Genomic DNA, 18,153 nt, shown 5'->3' on the forward strand with positions numbered 1-18,153 from the left:
CAGTTGAATCTGGTCCGTTAAGCAGCAGGCGAGCAAGGGCAGGCGCTGATGAGGCCATCAGAGCGAAAGCAGGGGGGAAGCGAAACAGAAAAGGAACACGCGACGGGGCGTCGCGTGTTCAGCGAGCATCAGGGCGCTTTTTCCAGCACGCTGTGGATCACGGAGGAGAGTTCATTAATTTCGAATTTCGCGACGTAGCCGTCCGCGCCGACTTTACGCACATGGTCTTCGTTGGCGCTGCCGGAGAGCGAAGAGTGGATCACGACCGGAATGCGCTTCAGCGCCTCTTCGCGCTTGATATTGCGCGTCAGGGTAAAGCCATCCATCTCCGGCATTTCGAGATCGGTCAGCACCAGCGCAATTTTGTCGTGAATCGACTCGCCCGCCGCCTGCGCCGCTTCGGTCATCTCTTTGATCTTCAGCCAGGCTTCAAGTCCGGTGTTATGCATCAGCGCCGGAATGCCCATGCTTTTCAGGCCCTGCTCCAGCAGCTGACGCGCCACTTTCGAGTCCTCAGCCACAATAGCCACCGCGCCCGGCTTGATCTTAAAGCTGCGCACGATTTCCGGCGCCGGCTCGTCGCCGCGCACCGACGGGATCACGTCATACAGGATCTGTTCAACGTCGAGCATCATCGCCAGGTTATTGCTGCCTTTGTCATCTTCGAGGCAGGCGATACTGGTGATATTGCGGCCGCCAATGCCTTTTTCAGCGGTATGCACCTGGCTCCAGTCGAGGCGCACAATATTATCGACCGACTCTACGGCGAAGGCCTGCGTATTACGCGCATACTCGGTAACCAGCAACAGGTTCAGGCCAGTCTCCGGCGTACAGCCTGCGACCGCTGGCAGATCAATGACCGGGATAAACTGACCGCGAATATTGGTCATGCCCAGCAGCGGCGAACGCATGCCCGCAGCGCGGGTGATCGGCTGCATCGGCACGATTTCACGCAGTTTGAAAACGTTAATGCCGAACAGTTCGGATTTCCCTTTAGCCTGATCGGTGCCCAGGCGGAACAGCAGCAGTTCAAAGCGGTTTGATAACGCCAGATTTGCTCTTTCATCTATCTCTTTTTGAAAATTATCCATCGTTGGCTCTGCCTTGCTGCCGCCTGTTGCGCGGCGATAGTGGGTGTTAAGAGCGTTATCGGCACGGTTCACAAAAAAGTAAGAGGCAGTGGTGAAAAATAGATCGACCAGGCGGTTAGCGATTCTTGTGCCAGGCTTAACGGGTAACAACGGAAAAATTTCACTAAAGGAGCGCACCATGAAAAAAGTCATGACGTTTACGCTGTTGGCCTTGTTGAGTTTACCGGCGCTGGCCGAGAAGGGCGGTTTTGAAGCGGGCGCGACGCCGCCGCCGCAGAAAAAGCAGGATGCAGGTTATAAAGGTTCAGAGGATACCGGCCAGACGCATATCAACCAGATCCGCGATTTCCGTCAGGACGGTTACGTCACGCTTGAGGGATATATCCTGAAGAAACTGCAGGGCGATAACTACCAGTTCCGCGACAGTACCGGCACTATCACTATTATCGCACCGCAAAAAACCTTCGGCGGCAAAACCTACAAAGCGGACGAGCAGGTGCGCGTCAGCGGCCGCGTACACGGCAAAGGTGAGAAAACGGTGCTGCAGGTTACGCAGATTGACGAGCCGTAACAGCCCGGAAGGCACCCTGGCGCTGCGACGTAGCCTGTCCTGGCCCGATCGCTACGTTACTCAGGGACACTTGTTCGTCCACCCCGGGTAAATCCGCACCTTATCCCTGAGGTGCGTTGCTCTTCGCGCCAGCGCGTTGCCTTGTTTTAGTCAATAGCGCGGGACGTTTCGCTCCCCGCGCTATCCAGTCGCTTATTTCAGTCCTTCAGCAGAATCGCTCGCACGCTTTTGCCTTTCATTTTTCCCTGCTTCAGCCTGACCAGCGCGGCTTTGGCTTCGCTCGCCGCAACGGCGACGTAAGCATGGCTGGGGGTGATATCGATTTTGCCGATCTGGTCGGCGCGAAAGCCCGCCTCGCCGGTAAGGGCGCCAAGAATATCCCCCGGACGGATCTTCGCTTTGCGGCCGCCATCAATGCAGAGCGTCATCATGGCGGCTGGCAGCGGCTGGCGCGCGCCTTTTTTCAGCGCGCTTGCCGCCACCCAGTTGAGCGGCTGCTGCAGAAAATCTTCCAGCGCGTGGGCGCGCGCCATTTCGTCCGCTGCGACAAAACTTACCGCGCTGCCTTGTTCGCCTGCGCGGCCGGTGCGGCCAATGCGGTGCACATGCACTTCCGGATCCCACGCCAGCTGGTAGTTCACCACCATCGCCAGCGCTTTAATATCCAGCCCGCGCGCCGCTACGTCGGTCGCCACCAGCACGCGCCCGCTGCCGTTAGCAAAGCGGATCAGCACCCGTTCGCGATCGCGCTGCTCCAGATCGCCATGCAGCGCCAGCGCGCTGATATCCTGCTGATTGAGCGCGGCGGCAATATCGTCGCACTCGCGTTTGGTGTTGCAGAACACCACGCATGAGGCTGGCTGGCGCTGCGACAGCAGCGCCTGCAGCAGCGGCAACTTTTCGTTCTGGCTCGCTTCGATAAATTCCTGTTCGATGGCGGGCAGCTCGCTGACCTCTTCCGTGGCGACATGCAGCGCGTCGTCGCGCTGAAAACGCGCACTAAGCGAGGCGATGCTCTCCGGCCAGGTGGCGGAGAAGAGCAGCGTCTGGCGGCTGGCGGGCGTCAGCGCAGCCACCGCCTCCATATCATCGCGAAAGCCCATCTCCAGCATGCGATCCGCCTCGTCCAGCACCAGCGTGGCGAGCTGATCGAGCTTCAGCGTTTCGCGCTTCAGATGATCGAGAATACGGCCCGGCGTGCCGACCACGATATGTGGCGCGTGCGCCAGCGAGTCGCGCTGCGCGCTCAACGGCTGGCCGCCGCACAGGGTGAGAATTTTAATATTGCGGGTAAAGCGCGCCAGCTGGCGCAGCACGTTGCTGACCTGATCCGCCAGCTCGCGCGTCGGACAGAGGACCAGCGCCTGGGTAACGTAACGGCTACTGTCGATATGCTGCAGCAGGCCGATGCCGAACGCCGCTGTTTTGCCGCTGCCGGTTTTGGCCTGCGCCCGCACGTCGCGTCGCGCCAGAATAGCGGGTAGCGTGGCGGCCTGGATGGGCGTCATATCGGTGTAGCCCATTTCGCCCAGGTTGGCGATCTGACTGGCGGGAAGAGCGGTAAGGGTAGAAAATGCGGTCACAGGCGGCCTCGGCGGCAAAAGGTGGTCGAAAAATAGCGCGGCAAGTCTGGCAGAATGCGCGTCGCGCGGCAACCAGGGAAAAGGGTAACCTGCACGAAAGCTTCGCTTCGCAGGCGTTTAGGAATAACCCGAAGATGTATGAGAATGGATGTAATCTTTTAATGCTTCCAGGTGATGATGAACTATTTGTGCATAATTTGTTGCTTTTTAAGGCCAGTCGAAGCTTTATAAATCCCCGTTGTGAAAAGTTTAATCCTTTTTATATCAGATGATTCCTTTTTTTTAACTCCAGCAAAAGAATTAATCATTAAATAATCTCACTCACACAGCCGATAAAATAATCACCGCAATTGCTTTATATTTAGCGCGCCATACTTCTATTACAACGACAGTTTGAGGGTTTTCCATTGAGTAATATTGCCCAGGGATCACATGAAGATGTGCTGAAAATCGTTGGTCGCGCAGTGCTGACGCTGCATCTCCACGGTGAAAGCTTATCTGCTGACAAGGTTGTCTCAATGATCGGCTGCTACGCCGAAAACGCGGAACAGAACCAGCAGGCGCTGTTTACGCTGGCGATGGAGATGATGACGGCTCAAAAATGGGCGAAGAGCGCCTGACAACGCCGTCCTGCTGAACGAAGCCTCCATCTGGAGGCTTTTTTTATGCCCGTTCGTTTCCTTATCCGCCCCAGTCTCGCCAGTTTGGTCCTACCAATCTCATCTTACTTTTCGGGACAAATCACAGAAGCGGAAAAATCACGGCGCAAAAGGTTGTTTCAGGTTAACAAAGAATTAACCATTTAACCCTCTATTGACCCATAGCGCCTTTTTGGTCCGACCAAATACGCCGCGCCGCGTCTGGATAACGCCATGACTGAATCCCTATCGCCGGTTACCGAGCATCTCGTCGTGCGGCTGCGACGCTATATAGAACAGCAGAAGCTGGAGCCGGGCATGAAACTCCCCGCAGAGCGTCAGCTGGCCGCCGAGCTGGGTGTGTCGCGCTCCTCGCTGCGCGAAGCGCTGCAGCGGCTGGTCAGCAGCGGCATGCTGATTAGCCGTCGCGGCGGCGGCACCTGGCTGCGCCAGCCGCTTGCCCCCTGGGCGGAGCAGCGCATCGTCGCGCCTGTACGCGCACTGCTGCAGGACGATCCCGACTATCGCTACGACATTCTTGAAGCGCGCCATGCGATAGAGGCGAGCACCGCCTGGTATGCGGCGCAGCGCGCCACCGAGGCGGATAAAGAGCGTCTGCGGCTCGCTTTCGACGCTACGCTGAAGCTGAAAGAGAGCGACGATCCCGACCTCGCCGCGCAGGCCGACGTGCGGTTTCATCTCGCTATCGCCGAAGCGTCGCACAATGTTGTGCTGCTGCAGACCATGCGCGGTTTCTTTGAGCTGCTGCAGTCCTCGGTGCTGCAAAGCCGACAGCGTATGTACAGCCAGCCGCCGATTTTCGCCCGCCTCACCGAACAGCATCAGCGCCTGCTCGACGCGATCCTCGCCGGAGAGGCGGAGGAGGCGCGACGGGCGGCGATGGAACACCTCGGCTTTGTTCACGCCACCCTGAAAAGCCTGCATGAAGACGAAGCGCGCCAGGCGCGCATCACGCGTCTGCCGGGCAATAACTCTCTTTAACGCAAGGAAAACGCCCTATGATTATCTCCGCCGCCTCCGATTACCGCGCTGCCGCGCAGCGTATTCTGCCGCCGTTTCTCTTCCACTACATCGACGGCGGCGCCTACAGCGAGCGTACGCTGCAGCGCAACGTCGAGGATCTGGCCGACGTGGCGCTGCGTCAGCGCGTGCTGAAGAATATGTCTGAGCTGAGTCTGGAAACCCGTCTGTTCAACGAAACCCTGGCGATGCCGGTGGCGCTGGGCCCGGTAGGCCTGTGCGGCATGTACGCGCGACGCGGCGAGGTGCAGGCCGCCCGTGCCGCGGCGCTAAAAGGCATCCCCTTTACGCTGTCGACGGTTTCCGTCTGTCCGATTGAGGAGGTGGCTCCCGCTATTAACCGTCCGATGTGGTTCCAGCTTTACGTGCTGCGCGACCGCGGCTTTATGCGCAACGCGCTGGAGCGCGCCAAAGCCGCAGGCTGTTCGACGCTGGTCTTTACCGTCGATATGCCGACGCCCGGCGCGCGCTATCGTGATGCGCACTCCGGCATGAGCGGGCAGCACGCTGCCCTGCGCCGCTACTGGCAGGCGGTAACGCACCCTCAGTGGGCGTGGGATGTTGGCCTGCACGGTCGCCCGCACGATCTCGGCAATATTTCCACCTACCTCGGCAAGCCGACCGGGCTGGAGGATTACATCGGCTGGCTGGCGAAAAACTTCGATCCGTCGATCTCCTGGAGCGATCTGGAGTGGATCCGCGAGTTCTGGGATGGCCCGATGGTGATCAAAGGCATTCTCGATCCGGAAGACGCGCGTGATGCGGTGCGTTTCGGCGCGGACGGCATCGTGGTGTCGAACCACGGCGGCCGCCAGCTTGACGGCGTGCTGTCGTCGGCGCGCGCGCTGCCCGCTATCGCCGATGCGGTGAAGGGCGATATCACTATTCTCGCCGACAGCGGCATTCGCAACGGGCTGGACGTGGTGCGCATGATCGCGCTCGGCGCCGACAGCGTGCTGCTGGGGCGCGCTTACCTGTATGCGCTGGCGACGCACGGCCAGCGCGGCGTGGAAAATTTACTTTCGCTGGTGGAGAAAGAGATGCGCGTGGCGATGACGCTGACCGGCGCGAAATCGATCGCCGACATCACGCGTGACGCACTGGTGGATGCCGGCGCCGCGCTCGCGAACCTGGGCGCCGCGCCGCGTCCCCGTGCCGTTAGCTGAGGCTTGTCTATACTTACTCACTCGTCACCAACCGGAGGAATGAAATGACTATTCACAAGAAAGGATCGGCGCACTGGGAAGGCGATATTAAAGGGAAAGGCACCATCAGCACCGAAAGTGGCGTGCTGAGCCAGACGCCTTACGGTTTCAACACCCGCTTCGAAGGCACGAAGGGCACTAACCCGGAAGAGCTGATCGGCGCGGCGCACGCCGCCTGTTTCTCCATGGCGCTGTCGCTGATGCTGGGCAATGCAGGCCATAAGCCCGAGAGCATCGATACCACGGCTGACGTCTCGCTGGATAAAAAAGGCGAGGGTTTTGCCATCACCAAAGTCGCGCTGAACAGCACCATTCGTCTGCCTGGCATCGACAACGCGGCGTTTGATGAAATCATTCAAAAGGCGAAAGCGGGCTGCCCGGTCTCTCAGGTGCTGAACGCTGAGATTACGCTCGACTATACCCTGAATAATTGATCCAGCAGGTCGCCCTTAACCGGCGACCACGCTATGCTGGCCCGGTTCTTATGAACCTCGATGGATGCGCCCAGTGGCGCATCTTTTCTTTCTGCGGAAGGAGGGGAGGCGTGGCGAAATATCTGCCGTCAAAAAACTCCTGGAAAATGGTGCTGGTACTACTCTGTATTTGCGGCGCATTGCTGCTGATCCGCTGGGCGGCGATGATATGGGCCTGAAAACATGGATTTGCCGCCACAAGCTGGGCGTATTAGTGATGATCGTGCTGGCGCTGGAGCTGATTCACTTTCTGATGACTTCATCCTGGCTGCCCTGGGTTTCCCGCTGAGCTGCATTACACATATTCACGCTCCTCCTGCTCGCGCCGTTTAGCGCGCACGTCGCTGCGGGCGATGCGATACGCCTTGCCTGGATCGCCTGCGACAAACTCAAAGGTCGGCGAATAGTAAAACGGCAGCCAGCCGCCGTAGCCGCTTTCCCACTCCCAGCGCACCGGGCAGGGCCAGAGAATGCCGTCATACAAAATGTAATAAACCCAGCGTCCAGTCGGACGACGGGGGCGTGGTGTTTTCATGGGGATCACAACGATAATAGTTTAAAACAGCTTATATTTTGAACGCTGTTGCCGCTGGCTGCAACGTTAAAACTGCCTCTTTTTTATCCACCGCTATCGATGGCCTTAATTAGCGATGCACTTCACCGCACAGCAGGACCACGCCAGGTCGTACTTTATGGATACGATCCGCCATGGCTTCACAGGCCGCTTTAGTCGGATAAATCCGCTCTGATACCGGCAAGGCATCGCAGGCGTCGTGGCCGCAGGCGCTCACTAACAACACAAATCCAATCAACATGGCTCGACTCCTTTACACGGTCTTATTGGTACGGACTGTGATGCTTAGATTCCTTTTTTACGATCCAGTATAGACAAACGTGTCGGCACGGCATTATCCGCCTGAGCGGTTTTGCGCCTCAGGATAAAAACCAGGCGGGCAGCAGGGCGATAAGGTTATTGAAAGTATGCAGAAAAATCGGCAAGGCCAGGCTGTTGCTGCGCAGGCGGGCATAGCAGAGCAGCAGCGAAAAGAGCGTCAGCGCCACCAGCGTTTCCCAGTGCACATACTGCGTATGCATCGCTGCAAACAGCAGCGAGGTCAGCAGCATACAGGCGAAGCGGCTGCGCGGCGCCCACAGCAGAAACGCCTGCAGCAGAAAACCGCGAAACAGCACCTCTTCAAATACCGGCGCCAGCAGCACGGCGGTCAGCAGCAGGATCAGCATTGAATTGCGTCCCTGCTGCGCCTGCTCCACCAGCCAGCCTTCCGGCTGCAAAAACTGTGTCTGCGCCGCCATCAGCACAAACAGCGCGAAAATAAAGAGCAGCGTCTGGCGAACGCGCAGCTCGCCCAGCGGCAGATCGCTGCGGCGCTGGCAATAAAAACGGTAAAGCGGATAGATCACAGCGAATTCAAACAGGCAGAGCACCGGCACCAGCAGACCGTCGTTACGCAGCACGCCGTAATTAGGAAACAGCGTAATCAGCATCGTCACGAGGTAATAGACCACAAAGCTGCCGACGTAGAACAGCGTCAACGTCACTCTGTCGGGATTGGTGTTCATAGGCGACCCAGCCATTGAAGGAAAGCGCATAGTAGCAACGCGCCCGATCCCTGTCGAGGGAGGCGCGTCTACAAACTCACCACAGTAAATTCCGCCCTCAGGCTAAAACCGCGGCGCTGCGCGCCGATAACGCTTAAACCTGTTCGGCTCCACAGCGTCAGCCGTAGACGCTCTGCCGCCCGAACGCATCTTACCGCTTTGTTGTGAGCGCTCCTGATGACTTTTGTTCCACCGGAATCGCCGTCGCGCCTTTTTGCGCTGGCGGCTGAAGATCGCACCCTGCGCAGCACGCGCCGCAGCCTGCGCATCTTTTCGCTGCTGCTCTCGGGCGTGCTGCTGCTCGCCGTGCTGATGGTGCTCGTCATCGCCCAGCGGCAGAACCGCGACGCCACCGCCCACGATCGTCAGCGGCTGCACCAGGCGTGGGAGGCCCGCCAGGAGACGATGCTGACAGACGTGCGCGACTATGCGTTCTGGGGCGAAGCCTGGCATAACCTGCACGCGACGATAAATAAACGCTGGGCCTGGGATGAAGAGAATCTCGGGCCGGATCTCTATAACGAATATCACTACGAAGGCGTCTTTGTGGTGGATAACGCTGGCCACACGCGCTATGCCGTCATTAACGGAAAACTGACTGATTTGCCGCTGGAAGCCTGGCTTGGTGCGCAGAGCGCCTCGCTGCTGCACGATGCGCGCAGGCTGGATAACGCCGCGCTGGCACGCAACGCCGTGATTGAACAACAGCCAGCCATTATCGTGGCGGCGCCCATCACGATGGGAAAAGCGACAAAGTTGACTGGCCAGTCGGGAGCGCCATCGGTAATGATCTTCGTTAACCTGTTTACGCCCGCCAAACTGGAGTCGCTGGGCAAGATGCTCGACGTCTGGGCGCCGCGTGGAATCGCGGACGGCAGCGACGAGCAGCGGCTGCCGTCCATGACGCTGGAGGCGATGGACGGCAAAGCAGTGGTACTGCGCTGGCAGCCGAAAATGCCCGGCACGCGCCTGCTTATGCTGCTGCTGCCGATCCTGGCGGCGATGGCGCTGGTCACCGGCTGGATTACGCGCCGCGTCAGCCGCCACGCGCTGCATCACGCCATTCTCTCCGATCGGCGCTTCGCCATGCTGACGATCAGCCAGCAGGAGCTGGCGCACAGCGAGGCGCGCTTTCGCGATCTGGCTGAGGCCGCCTCGGACTGGATCTGGGAAACCGATGAGCAGGGGCGGCTCATCTATCTCTCTTCCCGCTTTCATCGCCTGACCGGCCATCAGATCGCCGACTGGACGGGCGAGCATATCGATCGTCTGTTGACGCACTCCAGTCATTCGCTGGTGGCCTGGCTGATGCGTCAGGAGGAGAGCAGCCCCTCTGCGCCGCTGCGCTGTCAGTTTATGAGCGCGCAGGGGGAGCGCCGCATCGGCCATCTGGTGGCGAAAACCATCTGGCACAACGGCCGTCGCGCAGGGTTTCGCGGTACCGTATCGGATATTACTCAGGGGATGGAAGCGGAGGCGCGCATCCAGTTTCTTTCACGCCATGATGCGCTGACCGGGCTCTCCAACCGCATTCAGCTGCAGGAGTTCCTGACGCGCCATCTGGAACCGCCTCATCTGGCTTCGCCGCTGGCGATCGTCAGCCTCGATCTCGATCAGTTCAAGCCGCTGAACGATAACTGGGGCCACACGGCAGGCGATCAGGTGCTGAATCAGATGGCGCAGCGATTGCAGCGCGGCGTTGGTCCTCACGAGCTGGCGGCGCGGCTGGGTGGCGATGAGTTTGTGCTGGTGCTGCACGAAGGCGACGCGGAGATTGTGGAACACCGCTGCGCCCGTCTGCTGCAGGAAGTGCAGCAGCCGATCTATACCGGCCAGCATGCGCACTACCTGACTGCCAGCATCGGCATCGCCTGTGCGCCGCAGGACGCCAGCCATCCTGAAGCGCTGCTGCGCATGTCGGATATCGCCCTTAACGAAGCGCGCGCGGCGGGGCGCAACTGCTGGGTCTGGTACGCCAATAACATGGCCAGCCAGCGCGACCATAAGCGCGATATGGCGCAACGTATTGAACAGGCGCTGCACAACGAGGAGTTTTGCCTGCACTATCAGCCGCGCTATCAGCTGCAAAGCGACAGGCTGGCGGGGGCGGAAGCGCTGATCCGCTGGCAGCCTGCAGGCAGCCAGCCGATTACGCCCGATCGCTTTATCCCGCTGGCGGAGGAGAATGGTCTGATCGTCGCCATCAGCGACTGGGTGCTGGCGCGCGCCTGTCAGGACGCCAGCGCCTGGGGCGCGGATCGCTATGTATCGGTCAATATCTCGCCGGTAGAGTTCCGCACCAACGATTTAGTGCAGCGTGTTGCGCGCGCGCTGGCCAACAGCGGGCTGCCCGCGACGCGGCTGGAGCTGGAGATTACGGAAAACGTCACGTTCGAACATCCGCAGCAGGCGCTGGAGGTGATGAAAGGGCTGCGCGCGCTGGGCGTGCGGTTGACGGTCGATGATTTCGGCACCGGCTATGCGGCGCTGGGCTATCTGAAGACGTTTCCTTTTAACGGGCTGAAGATCGATCGTTCCTGGATGAAGGATTTTCCGGAGTCGCAGCAGGCGGAATCGGTGGTGGCGGGCATTATCGCGCTGGCGCACGCCTTTGCGCTGACGATTACGGCAGAAGGGATCGAGACAGAAGCGCAGCTTGACCGCTTGAAGCAGCTCGCCTGCGAAGAGGGGCAGGGCTACTTTCTGGGGCGGCCGATGCCGCTGACGGACTTTACTGCGCTTCTGGACACCACATCTGCGACTACATCGGTTCGGGCTTAACGTACTTTAACCGCCACGGCGGTCATCAGAACGGCAAAGCCCACAAAAATTGCCAGTTCCATAGGATCCTCCTCAGATAAGTCTTAATAATTCTAGCGATCCGACCCGCCTGTTTTGGTCAGTAAGTGCGATTTATCTGAAAAAAGTAGCGGGAATCGCTGCATATGGCCTGCCCGCGGCATCTTTTATCGCGTAAAGGGTTAAGCCTGACGCGATGCTTTGCTAGGATCCGGGGCCGGTTCACCCCGTTGATGAGGAGAAAACGTGAAATATTATGGAAAAGCGCTGCTGGCGCTGGGAATGCTCGCCCTGACCGCCTGCCAGTCGGGCAGCAAACCCGACCAAACCGCATCAGGCGCGGACGCTGAAAGCGACACCTGTGGCGCCTCGCAGTATCAGAACTACAGAGGAAAACCGCTCAGTGCCGTCAACAGCCTGCGTTTTGACACGCCGGTGCGCGCCATTCCGTGGAACAGCGCGGTCACGATGGACTTCAATCTGCATCGCCTGAACTTCCTGGCGGACAAGAGCGGCACCATCAGCCAGGTTTACTGCGGCTGACGCGTCATAAAAAAAGCGTGGCATTGTCATGCGCTGGTCATCAAGGGGGACGAGGATAGATCGCGGATAACAGAGATTTCCTCGTCACTCTCAATATGCAATGCTCGTCTTGTTTATTCCCGCCTCGGCGGGAATTTTTTTAGCCTAATCCTGCGAATCGGTTTCCATTAACTGCGCCAGTAACTGACGATAGGTTTCCAGACGACGCGCATCGCCTTCCACCTCCAGTCGCTGAATGACGCGTGCAATCACGGCTTTATTGGTTGCGGGCTGGCCAGCTTCCATTAATTCTCGCAGGATCACCGCCAGCAGCTCAGACGCCTGCGGAGCGTTCCATGCGGGGCTATTGAAATAGTCCACAATTGCACGGCTGGCACTGTTTTGAGCTCTCATATTCACCTCCGCTAAGGCGACGGCGCGTCTGTCACGGCCTGCGGGCGCAGCGTGATAGTCAACGTGATTTTTAACTGTGGACCTGCCGCGACGGGATCTGGCGGAGGCGTTAGCGTGGCCAGGACGCCACGCCGACGCCAGTGGAAACTGGCGTTTTTTTAAACATACAACTGACGCCAGCGCTTGTCAGTAACAGGCTGACATATTTTTTCATTTCTCCTGACACTCCGTGGGATCCCGAGCGCAGCCGCGCTGCTAAGCGAACGGAATCGCTGCTAAAAAGCGTTAATGGTTTATATAAGAGAGTGAAAAGGGCGACGGGCAGCGAAAAACGGCGTTTTTCATTAGGTGCCATGTTTTGTCGCTCGGGGATTAAGAGGCGTTGCTAGACTGTCGCTTCCCTCTGTTACCGCCTCTTTGCTCATGCCGTCCACAATTGAATCCTGGAAAATAAATCTTATCTCAGTCTGGTTCGGCTGTTTTTTTACCGGCCTGGCCATCAGTCAGATCATTCCTTTTCTGCCGCTCTATATCGAACAGCTCGGCATTAACGGCGGCGATGCGCTTAGCCTCTGGTCGGGACTGACCTTCAGCATTACCTTTATCGTCTCGGCCGCCGTCGCGCCGCTGTGGGGCAGCCTCGCCGATCGAAAAGGGCGCAAGCTGATGCTGCTGCGTGCGGCGTTTGGTATGGGCGTGGTGATCCTGATGCAGGCATTTGTCACCCAGGCCTGGCAACTGCTGCTGCTGCGCGCGCTGATGGGGTTGACCTCGGGCTATATCCCCAACGCTATGGCGCTGGTGGCGGCGCAGGTGCCACGCGAGCGCAGCGGCTGGGCGCTGAGCTGCGTCTCAACCGGCCAGATAGGCGGCGTGATCCTCGGCCCGATGCTCGGCGGGCTGCTCGCTGACTGGGTTGGACTGCGCATGGTGTTTATCGTTACCGCCGCGCTGCTGCTGATCAGCTTTCTGGTAACGCTGTTTCTGATTAAGGAGACCGGCTACAAGCCGGTCAGCAAGCAGGATAAGCTGAGCGGGCGCGAGGTATTCGCCTCGCTCGATAATCCCAGGCTGATGCTCTGCCTGTTTGTCACCACCATGGTGATCCAGATGTGTAACGGCTCGGTAAACCCAATCCTGACGCTGTTTGTGCGTGAGCTGGCGCCGACGGCGGAGAATATCGCTTTCCTCAGCGGCGTTATCGCCGCGCTGCCGGGCATCTCGGCGCTGATTGCGGCACCGCGCCTCGGCAGGTTAGGGGATCGCATCGGCACCCAGCGTATTCTGCTGGCGACCATGGTGGTGTCGTTGCTGCTGTTAATCGCCATGTCTTTCGTTACCAGCGCCACTCAACTTGGCGTATTGCGCTTTCTGCTCGGCTTCGCCGACGGGGCGATGATGCCCGCGGTGCAAACGCTGCTGGTGCGCCATTCGCGCGACAACATTACTGGCCGTATCTTCGGCTACAACCAGTCATTTATGTATCTTGGCAACGTCGCCGGCCCGCTGCTCGGCGCGGCGGTCTCGGCGCTGACTGGCTACCGCTGGGTCTTCTTCGCCACCGCGCTGGTGGTGCTGCTTAACGTGGTGCTGCTGAAGCGTTTCTATCGTCGTCCGCGTACGGTGCTGGAGCCGAAGGAGAAAAGCGCAGCGCATAGCGCCAGCGGCGCTGAGTCAACAGAAACTCGGCGCTGACGCTCGGACTCCATGAATCGTCGCCGCCCACGCCCATATGCGCGGCGTCCAGATGGAGCCAGCATCCTGGCTCCGCGCGCAGCAGGTGGCGATGCGAAACGTCGCGCAGCTGTTCAAGGCTGTAGCGGCTTAGCGAAAAGCTGAACTCGCCGCTGACGCGCCATTGTTCCCCATCAAGCTGGCGCGTTCCGCCGCGCAGTCCGTTTTCGCTCGGGAAAACGTAAGGCGTATACAGCGCCTCGAGCGGCAGCTGCCAGCGGGAGAACTGCGCCGCCAGCTGGCGATCCGGATAGTTTTCATGCGGGCCCAGCCCCAGCCAGGCGACCTGCTGCGGGGCGGCGGCGAGCTGACAGCGCAGGCCGATGCGCGCTGGCGCGGGCAGGCTGGACGCCTGCTCCACCTCAACCTCCAGGCTCATTTCGCCCTGCGCGTCGAACCGGTAGCGTTTACGGCTGAGAAACGCCAGCCTGCCTTGTGCATACCAGCCGTGCAGCACGCTAATCTGCACGGCGTCCGACAGACTCTCGGTTTCTGTTTGCTCCACGCGGCTCGTCATGGCGTTGTAACCGGCCGCTTTCCAGCGCTCCGACCAGGCGTTGGGATCGATGCGTTCCGCTTCGCTGGTGCCGATGTCGTTGTCCAGCGGCGCGCGGATAAAACAGTCCTGTAAGGGCGACAACAGCATCGCCTGTTCGTCGATAAGCCACTGCGTCAGCTCGCCGCTGCGGCGGCTAAAGTGCCAGCGCTGGCCGCGATGCGCCACGGCGATAGTGGCCTCATCGACATTCAGCGTCGGCGGCTCGCCTGCTGCTGGCTGCGGCGGCAGCGCCAGCGCGGCGGGCAGCGGCCACTGGTGCCAGGCGACACGCCAGTCAGCTTCAGACCAGGGCGTCGCTGCACGCTGATGCACGGCAACATTCAGCCAGCACTCGCCCGTCAGGTTTTCCGCTGGCGGGACGCTAATACGCTGCGCGCCCTGCGGCGGAATATCCAGCGTCACTTCGCCCTGCGCCACTACTTCACCCTGCTGCTCGATGCGCCAGCGCAGCAGCTCGTTATCGCTGCGGCGAAACAGGTAGTCGCTGCTGACGGTAAAGTGCCAGGGATCGTTAGCGTCGGGCGCAAACTGGTAGAACTGCTGCGCGCGCTGCGCTTCAAACAGCGCCGGATGCGGCGTGCGATCAGCAAACACCAGGCCGTTCATGCAGAACTGCCGGTCGTTGGGTTTGTCGCCGAAATCGCCGCCGTAGGCCTGCCAGGGCTGCCCGTTTTCGTCATAGCGCGTCAGGCTCTGATCGACCCAGTCCCAGACGAAGCCGCCCTGCAGGCGTGGAAACTGGCGAAACGCCTGCCAGTATTTTGCAAAGCCGCCCAGGCTGTTACCCATGGCGTGCGCGTATTCGCACAGGATCAGCGGCCGGTTTTCGCCCGGCAGGCCGATCCACTTCTTCAGCGACCATTTCGGTACAGCAGGGAAGGGCTGATCTTCATCGACGCGGGCATACATCGGACAAAGAATATCGGTCGCCGCACTGTTAGCGCCCCCGCCTTCATACTGCACGGGGCGAGTCGGATCGGCGCTTTTCACCCAGCGATAGAGCGCATCGTGCGTGCTGCCGTGTCCCGACTCATTGCCCAGCGACCAGATGATAATGCTGCAGTGGTTGCGATCGCGCTGCACCATACGCGTCACGCGCTCGCTAAAGGCGGCGAACCAGCGCGGATCGTCCGCCAGACGGCTCATTGGCTGCATGCCGTGGGTTTCAATATTGGCTTCATCGACCACATAAAGGCCGTAGCGGTCGCACAGGCGATACCAGAGGGGATGGGCAGGATAGTGCGAGCAGCGCACCGCGTTAAAGTTATGCTGCTTCATCAGTTCGATGTCGCGCCGCATCAGCGCCTCATTCACAACCTGGCCTTTCTCTGGATGATGCTCGTGGCGGTTTACGCCGCGTATCAGCAGCGGCTGCCCGTTCAGGCAGAGCAGACCGTTTTCGATGGCGACGCGGCGGAAGCCGACATCATACGCCTCGACTTCCACCACCTCGCCTTGCGCATCGAGCAGCGCCAGCGTGGCGCGATAGAGGGTCGGGATTTCGGCGCTCCACAGCGCGGGCGCGTCAACGTGCAGCCGCAGTTCGGCGCGATCGCCATAGTGGCCACGTTCGTCAATTATGGCGCTGCCAAGCGGCTGCTCGACAACGCCCACCTGCGCGCCATCCCGCCACAGCGTCAGCCGTAAACGCAGGGCCGCATCCTCTGCGGTGACGCGCACGCGCGCCAGCAGGTCAGCGCTGCGGTACTCCGGGCTGAGCAGCGTCTCCAGCTGAATGTCAGCAAGATGGGTGTCCGGTTTATGCAGCAGCGAGACGTCGCGGAAGATGCCGCTCATGCGCCACATATCCTGATCTTCCAGCCAGGTGCCGTCACTCCAGCGCAGCACCATCACCGCAATGCGGTTAACGCCGCGCACCAGCGCCGCGCTGAGGTCAAATTCAGCAGGCAGACGGCTGTCCTGCGAATAGCCTATCCACTGACCGTTGCACCAGAGATAAAAAGCGGAGCTGACGCCATCAAAAATAATGCGCGTTTGCCCCGCCTCAGGCCAGCTCTCGTCAACAGTGAATGTGAGCGAGTAACATCCTGTCGGGTTCTCGCGCGGCACGAAGGGCGGAGTCATCGGGATCGGGTACTGGACGTTGGTGTAAACAGGCGCGTCATAACCGTGCATCTGCCAGTTCGCGGGCACCGGAAGGGAAACGGCATCAGGCAGATCCTGCTGCAGCCAGCTGTGCGGCACCGCTTCAGGGCAGCTGAAATAGCTGAAGCCCCACTGGCCGTTCAGGCTGCGCAGCGCGGGTGATGGCCGTTCATCGCGCGCCGCCGTTTCACTGCGCCAGCTGGCGAAAGGCGGATGAGCGTCGAGGCGCTTAAGACTGGTAACGACCGGGTTTTCCCAGTCGCGACGGGCCAGGATATCACTCAGCGAAATCGGCGAAGCAGACATGACAGGATCCTCAAAAATGTATTGCGCTCACAATGAGGGTTTTCCCGCTCGCTGTAAAGCGTGTCGGTTGAATACTGTGCTGAATTTTTTATCCCACTCTGCGCCAGAAACGGGCCGGATACGATTTTTATGTCACTTTCGTGCCAGCAAATTGTTAAGCCTGGTATGCAATGGTTAATACCGCTCTGAGTAAGAGTATTCTCTCTTGTCGCCCTGTCTGGGCACTCATACACTCAGCCCGTTTTCATCTACCCTGAGGTTGTTATGGTACGTATTGTTAAAATTGCCGCGGTCGTGGCGCTGGTCACCGCGCTTAGCGGTTGTCTTTTCCCGCCTCCGGGCGGCGGCGGTGGCCCTGGCGGCGGCGGCGGCGGTGGTGGTGGCGGTTGGGGCGGTCCAGGTCACGGTTTTGCTGGTCCGCGTTAACCCCACATAGCATCCGCTTTATTTTGGGCTGAAACGATTTACGTCTCGCTTAATTAACCGTAAAACGTTTCGCCCGCTTCCTGAAATTCGTTTAGCCCCTGTTTTGATAAAAGTGATGATAAGCAGCCGAGGAAAATCGGCTAAAAGCGCTATGTTTTTATTTTGGCGAGTGATAACGTCTGCTTTTATTAACCTGTGAGACAAGGGCATGAAGAACCTTATCGCTGAATTACTGGTAAAACTGGCGGCGAAAGAAGCGGAGTCTAAGGAACTGGTGGCTCAGGTCGAGGCACTGGAGATTATCGTTACGGCAATGCTGCGTAAGCTTGAGCCGGAACAGCAACACGCTATCGCCGCAGGCATCGACAACGCAATGCAGAATGCGAATGCCGACACCAGTAGTGAAGATGCGCTTTTGTTGCGTAACTACCTGGACAAATTACTTAACCATCCTCGCGTCTGAGAGAGAATAACGCGGCTGTGCGATCGGGGTTGCAAAATCGCGCAAAGTTTCATCGCGCTGTTTCCCTCGTGCCAGAATTAACGGATTGTTCATTGTGGAGTCTCAACCATGAAGTTGCATTTAGCGGCAGTAGTGATGGCTGGTTTGCTGACCAGCGGCTTTGGCGCGGCCCATGCCGCCGAAAAAACGGCGCAGCAGCAAAAAATGACGCAGTGCAATCAGCACGCCAGTTCACAAAACCTGAAGGGCGACGCGCGTAAATCTTTTATGAGCGAGTGTCTGAAAAAAGAGAGCAAAATGTCCGGCATGTCGCCGCAGCAGATGAAAATGAAAAGCTGTAATACCGAAGCGGGCGATAAAAAGCTCAGCGGCGACGCCCGTAAAACCTTTATGAGCAGCTGCCTGAAAAAAGCCTGATCCTCCTCTGTTTTACACGGCCGCGCCGCGGCCGTGATCGCTTCTCCGCACAGACCGTTTAACCTGCGTTTAATAAAGGCGCAGCTCGCCGCACGCGTTGCAAAACCGCTAAATAAAAATTTATCTAAATATTATTTCCTCGCTATTTCATTGCGTTTAGCGCAATCGAAACCTTCAAAAGTGCA

Annotated in this window: 20 protein-coding genes; 12 read left to right on the forward strand and 8 right to left on the reverse strand. The window is 59.1% G+C overall.

All coding sequences use genetic code 11. From position 1 onward, the window contains the following. Positions 1–128 precede the first annotated feature (128 nt). Positions 129–1,091 (reverse strand): chemotaxis protein, encoded by a 963-nt coding sequence (locus D7S44_RS00590; protein WP_120452819.1) that lies wholly within the window; start codon positions 1,089–1,091, stop codon positions 129–131. 178 nt (positions 1,092–1,269) lie between these two features. Here D7S44_RS00590 and D7S44_RS00595 point away from each other — a divergent pair, with 178 nt between their 5' ends. Then, complete coding sequence (locus D7S44_RS00595) at positions 1,270–1,662, forward strand: YgiW/YdeI family stress tolerance OB fold protein (protein ID WP_120451218.1); 393 nt, start codon at positions 1,270–1,272, stop codon at positions 1,660–1,662. A gap of 197 nt (positions 1,663–1,859) precedes the next feature. Here the strand turns inward: D7S44_RS00595 and dbpA are convergent, their stop codons facing one another. Next, the gene (dbpA, locus tag D7S44_RS00600) at positions 1,860–3,245 is read right to left on the reverse strand and encodes an ATP-dependent RNA helicase DbpA (RefSeq protein ID WP_120451219.1); all 1,386 of its coding nucleotides are present in this window, start codon (positions 3,243–3,245) and stop codon (positions 1,860–1,862) included. A 407-nt stretch (positions 3,246–3,652) separates the two neighbouring features. On the opposite strand from dbpA, the gene D7S44_RS00605 reads away from it, so the two are divergent. The 5 genes from D7S44_RS00605 to yniD all read left to right on the forward strand — a co-directional run bounded on the left by D7S44_RS00605 (position 3,653) and on the right by yniD (position 6,781). Then, the gene (locus D7S44_RS00605) at positions 3,653–3,865 is read left to right on the forward strand and encodes a hypothetical protein (protein ID WP_120451220.1); all 213 of its coding nucleotides are present in this window, start codon (positions 3,653–3,655) and stop codon (positions 3,863–3,865) included. A 252-nt stretch (positions 3,866–4,117) separates the two neighbouring features. Further along, positions 4,118–4,885: a transcriptional regulator LldR gene (lldR, locus tag D7S44_RS00610; RefSeq protein WP_120451221.1), complete on the forward strand. Its 768-nt coding sequence runs from the start codon at positions 4,118–4,120 to the stop codon at positions 4,883–4,885. Between the two features lie 17 nt (positions 4,886–4,902). Then, complete coding sequence (gene lldD / locus D7S44_RS00615; protein WP_120451222.1) at positions 4,903–6,090, forward strand: FMN-dependent L-lactate dehydrogenase LldD; 1,188 nt, start codon at positions 4,903–4,905, stop codon at positions 6,088–6,090. 44 nt (positions 6,091–6,134) lie between these two features. Further along, complete coding sequence (locus D7S44_RS00620; RefSeq protein WP_120451223.1) at positions 6,135–6,563, forward strand: OsmC family protein; 429 nt, start codon at positions 6,135–6,137, stop codon at positions 6,561–6,563. Positions 6,564–6,673: 110 nt separating this feature from the next. Beyond that, entirely contained in the window at positions 6,674–6,781 is a 108-nt protein-coding gene (gene yniD / locus D7S44_RS23800; protein WP_240629425.1) for a small membrane protein YniD, read from the forward strand. Positions 6,782–6,897: 116 nt separating this feature from the next. On the opposite strand, the gene D7S44_RS00625 is transcribed toward yniD, so the two are convergent. The 3 genes from D7S44_RS00625 to D7S44_RS00630 all read right to left on the reverse strand — a co-directional run bounded on the left by D7S44_RS00625 (position 6,898) and on the right by D7S44_RS00630 (position 8,183). Beyond that, entirely contained in the window at positions 6,898–7,137 is a 240-nt protein-coding gene (locus D7S44_RS00625) for a hypothetical protein (protein WP_120451224.1), read from the reverse strand. Between the two features lie 109 nt (positions 7,138–7,246). Further along, positions 7,247–7,417 carry a hypothetical protein gene (locus tag D7S44_RS23615; RefSeq protein ID WP_167456942.1) on the reverse strand — a complete coding sequence of 57 codons (171 nt, stop codon included), beginning with the start codon at positions 7,415–7,417 and terminating at the stop codon, positions 7,247–7,249. A gap of 118 nt (positions 7,418–7,535) precedes the next feature. Further along, the gene (locus D7S44_RS00630) at positions 7,536–8,183 is read right to left on the reverse strand and encodes a CPBP family intramembrane glutamic endopeptidase (protein WP_120451225.1); all 648 of its coding nucleotides are present in this window, start codon (positions 8,181–8,183) and stop codon (positions 7,536–7,538) included. Between the two features lie 216 nt (positions 8,184–8,399). Here D7S44_RS00630 and D7S44_RS00635 point away from each other — a divergent pair, with 216 nt between their 5' ends. After that, the gene (locus tag D7S44_RS00635; protein WP_120451226.1) at positions 8,400–11,003 is read left to right on the forward strand and encodes a bifunctional diguanylate cyclase/phosphodiesterase; all 2,604 of its coding nucleotides are present in this window, start codon (positions 8,400–8,402) and stop codon (positions 11,001–11,003) included. A 264-nt stretch (positions 11,004–11,267) separates the two neighbouring features. Continuing rightward, positions 11,268–11,564 (forward strand): I78 family peptidase inhibitor, encoded by a 297-nt coding sequence (locus D7S44_RS00640; protein ID WP_120451227.1) that lies wholly within the window; start codon positions 11,268–11,270, stop codon positions 11,562–11,564. A 144-nt stretch (positions 11,565–11,708) separates the two neighbouring features. Here D7S44_RS00640 and D7S44_RS00645 read toward each other — a convergent pair whose 3' ends face one another. Both D7S44_RS00645 and D7S44_RS23255 read right to left on the reverse strand, forming a co-directional pair. Then, complete coding sequence (locus D7S44_RS00645; RefSeq protein WP_120451228.1) at positions 11,709–11,957, reverse strand: biofilm development regulator YmgB/AriR family protein; 249 nt, start codon at positions 11,955–11,957, stop codon at positions 11,709–11,711. Between the two features lie 109 nt (positions 11,958–12,066). Continuing rightward, the gene (locus D7S44_RS23255; protein ID WP_147402076.1) at positions 12,067–12,312 is read right to left on the reverse strand and encodes a hypothetical protein; all 246 of its coding nucleotides are present in this window, start codon (positions 12,310–12,312) and stop codon (positions 12,067–12,069) included. A gap of 68 nt (positions 12,313–12,380) precedes the next feature. Between D7S44_RS23255 and D7S44_RS00650 the strand changes: the two genes are divergently transcribed. Continuing rightward, positions 12,381–13,652 (forward strand): multidrug efflux MFS transporter, encoded by a 1,272-nt coding sequence (locus D7S44_RS00650; protein ID WP_120451229.1) that lies wholly within the window; start codon positions 12,381–12,383, stop codon positions 13,650–13,652. On the opposite strand, the gene D7S44_RS00655 is transcribed toward D7S44_RS00650, so the two are convergent. Continuing rightward, entirely contained in the window at positions 13,537–16,662 is a 3,126-nt protein-coding gene (locus tag D7S44_RS00655; protein WP_120451230.1) for a beta-galactosidase, read from the reverse strand. The genes D7S44_RS00650 and D7S44_RS00655 overlap by 116 nt on opposite strands. A 264-nt stretch (positions 16,663–16,926) precedes the next feature. Here D7S44_RS00655 and D7S44_RS23620 point away from each other — a divergent pair, with 264 nt between their 5' ends. The 3 genes from D7S44_RS23620 (at position 16,927) to D7S44_RS00665 (ending at position 17,968) form a co-directional block, all read left to right on the forward strand. Then, positions 16,927–17,088, forward strand: coding sequence for a hypothetical protein (locus D7S44_RS23620; RefSeq protein WP_167456943.1), 162 nt, complete (start codon positions 16,927–16,929; stop codon positions 17,086–17,088). Between the two features lie 208 nt (positions 17,089–17,296). Then, complete coding sequence (gene iraP, locus D7S44_RS00660) at positions 17,297–17,551, forward strand: anti-adapter protein IraP (RefSeq protein ID WP_120451231.1); 255 nt, start codon at positions 17,297–17,299, stop codon at positions 17,549–17,551. Between the two features lie 108 nt (positions 17,552–17,659). After that, a complete protein-coding gene (locus D7S44_RS00665) occupies positions 17,660–17,968 on the forward strand; it encodes a PsiF family protein (protein WP_120451232.1) in 309 nt (102 codons plus the stop codon). Positions 17,969–18,153 lie beyond the last annotated feature (185 nt).

The sequence above is a fragment of the Pantoea piersonii genome (genome assembly GCF_003612015.1).
GTDB classification, from domain to species: Bacteria; Pseudomonadota; Gammaproteobacteria; order Enterobacterales; family Enterobacteriaceae; genus Pantoea; species Pantoea piersonii.

Excerpts from the sequence above, each read along its gene's own strand:
- D7S44_RS00590 (WP_120452819.1), bottom strand. The coding sequence starts at position 1,091 with ATGGATAATTTTCAAAAAGAGATAGATGAAAGAGCAAATCTGGCGTTA.
- D7S44_RS00595 (WP_120451218.1), top strand. The coding sequence starts at position 1,270 with ATGAAAAAAGTCATGACGTTTACGCTGTTGGCCTTGTTGAGTTTACCG.
- lldR (WP_120451221.1), top strand. The coding sequence starts at position 4,118 with ATGACTGAATCCCTATCGCCGGTTACCGAGCATCTCGTCGTGCGGCTG.
- lldD (WP_120451222.1), top strand. The coding sequence starts at position 4,903 with ATGATTATCTCCGCCGCCTCCGATTACCGCGCTGCCGCGCAGCGTATT.
- D7S44_RS00620 (WP_120451223.1), top strand. The coding sequence starts at position 6,135 with ATGACTATTCACAAGAAAGGATCGGCGCACTGGGAAGGCGATATTAAA.
- D7S44_RS00625 (WP_120451224.1), bottom strand. The coding sequence starts at position 7,137 with ATGAAAACACCACGCCCCCGTCGTCCGACTGGACGCTGGGTTTATTAC.
- D7S44_RS23615 (WP_167456942.1), bottom strand. The coding sequence starts at position 7,417 with ATGTTGATTGGATTTGTGTTGTTAGTGAGCGCCTGCGGCCACGACGCC.
- D7S44_RS00630 (WP_120451225.1), bottom strand. The coding sequence starts at position 8,183 with ATGAACACCAATCCCGACAGAGTGACGTTGACGCTGTTCTACGTCGGC.
- D7S44_RS00635 (WP_120451226.1), top strand. The coding sequence starts at position 8,400 with ATGACTTTTGTTCCACCGGAATCGCCGTCGCGCCTTTTTGCGCTGGCG.
- D7S44_RS00645 (WP_120451228.1), bottom strand. The coding sequence starts at position 11,957 with ATGAGAGCTCAAAACAGTGCCAGCCGTGCAATTGTGGACTATTTCAAT.
- D7S44_RS23255 (WP_147402076.1), bottom strand. The coding sequence starts at position 12,312 with ATGGCACCTAATGAAAAACGCCGTTTTTCGCTGCCCGTCGCCCTTTTC.
- D7S44_RS00650 (WP_120451229.1), top strand. The coding sequence starts at position 12,381 with ATGCCGTCCACAATTGAATCCTGGAAAATAAATCTTATCTCAGTCTGG.
- D7S44_RS00655 (WP_120451230.1), bottom strand. The coding sequence starts at position 16,662 with ATGTCTGCTTCGCCGATTTCGCTGAGTGATATCCTGGCCCGTCGCGAC.
- D7S44_RS23620 (WP_167456943.1), top strand. The coding sequence starts at position 16,927 with ATGGTACGTATTGTTAAAATTGCCGCGGTCGTGGCGCTGGTCACCGCG.
- iraP (WP_120451231.1), top strand. The coding sequence starts at position 17,297 with ATGAAGAACCTTATCGCTGAATTACTGGTAAAACTGGCGGCGAAAGAA.
- D7S44_RS00665 (WP_120451232.1), top strand. The coding sequence starts at position 17,660 with ATGAAGTTGCATTTAGCGGCAGTAGTGATGGCTGGTTTGCTGACCAGC.